The sequence below is a fragment of the Variovorax sp. P1_H12_2 genome (genome assembly GCF_056405335.1).
Genome location: NZ_JBFUCI010000609.1, coordinates 1 through 2672, shown reverse-complemented (window position 1 = coordinate 2672; position 2672 = coordinate 1). Strand labels below are relative to the sequence as shown.

Below are 2672 nucleotides of genomic sequence, written 5' to 3'. Positions count from 1 at the left end.
CAGGAAGAGGGGCACCACCCGGATGGTCCGGGCGCCGGCGGCGATCAGGGCCAGCGCCGCGGTGCGCAGGTCGGGGGCGAGCAGTTCGAGGTAGGCGCAGGCGACCCGGGCCGTGGGATCGAGCGCCGCGACCTGCCGTGCCACCGCCTCGACCGGCGCACGCCAGCGTTCGTCGCGCGATCCGTGAGCAAAAAGCACGATGCCCAGAGGTGCTGTTTGCATCGCGCCTACCGTCTTAGCACGAGCCAGGTGAAGGCGCCCAGCGACATCACGGAATAGATCAGCCCGGGCGCCGCCGCCGTGATCCACGGCGACCAGTTGCCCAGGTTGCCCAGGTAGCCGAAGACGTTGTTCAGCAGGATGAAGCTGAGGCCGATCATCACGCCGCCGAACACGTAGGTGGTGATCCCCGACTGGCGGAAGTGCAGGTAGGCGAAGGGCAGGGCGAGCACGATCATCACCAGGCAGGACAGCGGATAGAACACCTTGCGCCAGAACTCGATCTCGTAGCGCTGCGCGGTCTGGCCGTTGGCGTCCAGGTGGCGGATGTAGTCGAACAGGTCGAGCGTGCGCATGCGGTCCGGACGCAGCAGCGCGACAGACACCATTTCGCTGCTCAGCGAGGTCGGCCATTCGAGCACCGGCACCGTGGTGGTGACGACGCGCGGGGCGGCGGGGCCGCGCGTGTCGTATTGCTGCCGCTCGACGCCCACCAGGGTCCAGTGGCCGCGGTCGACCCGTGCCGCGGGCGCGGAGGTCTGCGAGACCAGGAAGCCGTCGCCGTCGAATTCGAGGATTCGCGGATCCTTCAGGATGCCGTTGCGCGCCATCGAAACCACGTTGACCGCGAACGACGAGTCGCCCTGCCGCTCCTTGAGCCAGGCCCCGGTGTTGCCGATCAGGGACAGGGAGCCCTGGTAGCGTGCCTTGAGCAACTGGGCCGTGCGGTCGGAGGCCGGGGCGATGTAGTCGCCGATCGCGAAGGTCAGCACCACGAAGCCGAGCCCCAGCAGCAGCAGCGTGCGCAGGGCGCGCCAGGGGTCCAGGCCGCTGGTGCGAAGAATCRTGAATTCGGAACTCTGCGCCAGCCGCGTCATGACGAAGATGGTGCCGATCAGCACCGCGATCGGCAGCAGCTCGTAGAGGTGACTGGGGATCAGCAGCGCGACGTAGAGCAGCGCCTGGGCGGCGCCATAGCCGAGCGAGTCGGGTTTGCCGACCGACTGCAGCTCGTCGACGAAGTCGAAGAAGAAGAACAGGCTCAGGAAGCCCAGGGCGACGAAGGCCACGGCCCTCAGCACCTCCGCATAGATCAGGCGGCGGAAGGTTTTCACGCGTTGGATGTCGTTTCAGGCCGGACCCGGACACGCCGTGCCGGGAGGCCCCAGTTGAAATGTCGCTTCGCGAGCCAGAGCAGACCCAGGACCATCACGCCGCCATGCAGCGCGAGCAGGAAACCGCTCGCGCTGACGCTGCCCGAGCCGATCCAGCTCTGGCCGAGATTGAGCAGGTTGTAGTAGACGACGAAGGCGAACAGCGCGAGCAGCAGGTTGCCGCTGCGGCTCGCACGCGGATTGACGCTCGACAGCGTCAGCGCCAGCAGCACGAAATTGGCCCCCGCGAACAGCAGCCCGACGCGCCAGGCGAGTTCGGCGAGATTGATGGCATTGGGATCGCGCAGCAAGGCCAGCGTGGTGCGCGCCCGCGCCGGCGTCGCGTCGAGCGAGTCGGCCGTGCGGCCGCCCACCTTGGCGCCGTAGGTCTCGAACTCGCTGACCTTGATGCCGGTCGGCTGCAGCGGCTCCTCGATGCGCTGCCCGTTGTTCAGCATCAGATAGCGGATGCCGTTCAGGTCTTCCATGCGGCCGCTGCGGGCCGAGGTGACGATGCGCAGGTTGCGCTCCACCGACGAGATGAACACGTTGCTGGCGGTCGCGCTGTCGGGCGCGTCCTTGTCGATGAAGAACACCCGCAGCCGTCCGGCCGACTCGCGGAACTCGCCGGGCGCGACACGCTCGATGTCGCTGCGGCGCTCGTAGCGTTCGCGCATGTTCTGGGTCTGGGAGTTGGCCCAGGGCCAGCCGACCAGCGCGAACAGCGTGATCAGCAGCAGGATCGGCCAGGCGAAGCGAAGCAGCGGCCGGAGGAAGTCCGCCAGGCCGCGCCCGCTCGAGAACCAGATCACCATCTCGCTGTCGCGGTACATGCGCGACAGCGTGCCGACGATCGAGATGAACAGGCACAGGCTCAGGATGGTCGGCATGTAGCCGAGCACGGTGTAGGTCATCACGAGGAAGACCTCGGAGGGGTTCACGCTGCCCTTGGAGGCCAATCCGAGCGTGCGGATCAGCATCATCGTCATCACGATGGTGACCAGCACCACCAGCGTGGCCACGAAGCTGCGTGACAGCTCCTTGCGTAGAGAGGAATGGAATAACATCGTCGAGGGAAAAAAAGGATTATGGACTTTCAACTCAAGACCCTCTCCATCGCCCAGGCCGCCAACGAAAAAGCCGATGTCCTCATCGTGCTCCTGGCCGCCGGAACCACCACCTCGAAGGACGCGCTTTCCGTCCTGGTCGCGCAGGCCCGGACCGCCGGCGACCTGCCGGACAAGGCCGGCAAGCTGCTCGCGCTGTACCGCGCGGCCGGCGTGGCCGCGCCGCGCGTGC

3 protein-coding genes and 1 pseudogene are annotated in these 2672 nt (G+C 67.0%); 1 reads left to right on the top strand and 3 read right to left on the bottom strand.

The features are described 5' to 3' along the window. The 3 genes from AC1D2K_RS33155 to lptF all read right to left on the bottom strand — a co-directional run. Positions 1-222: CbiX/SirB N-terminal domain-containing protein (locus AC1D2K_RS33155; RefSeq protein WP_478094481.1), on the bottom strand; the 222-nt coding region annotated here is incomplete at its 3' end. A 5-nt stretch (positions 223-227) separates the two neighbouring features. After that, entirely contained in the window at positions 228-1334 is a 1107-nt protein-coding gene (gene lptG / locus AC1D2K_RS33150) for an LPS export ABC transporter permease LptG (RefSeq protein WP_478094479.1), read from the bottom strand. Continuing rightward, on the bottom strand, positions 1331-2440 hold the full coding sequence (gene lptF, locus AC1D2K_RS33145) for an LPS export ABC transporter permease LptF (protein WP_478094476.1): 1110 nt from the start codon (positions 2438-2440) through the stop codon (positions 1331-1333). The genes lptG and lptF overlap by 4 nt, the downstream gene beginning before the upstream one ends. Before the next feature lie 21 nt (positions 2441-2461). On the opposite strand from lptF, the pseudogene AC1D2K_RS33140 reads away from it, so the two are divergent. Further along, positions 2462-2672, top strand: a pseudogene (locus tag AC1D2K_RS33140) (leucyl aminopeptidase); the annotation flags it as partial.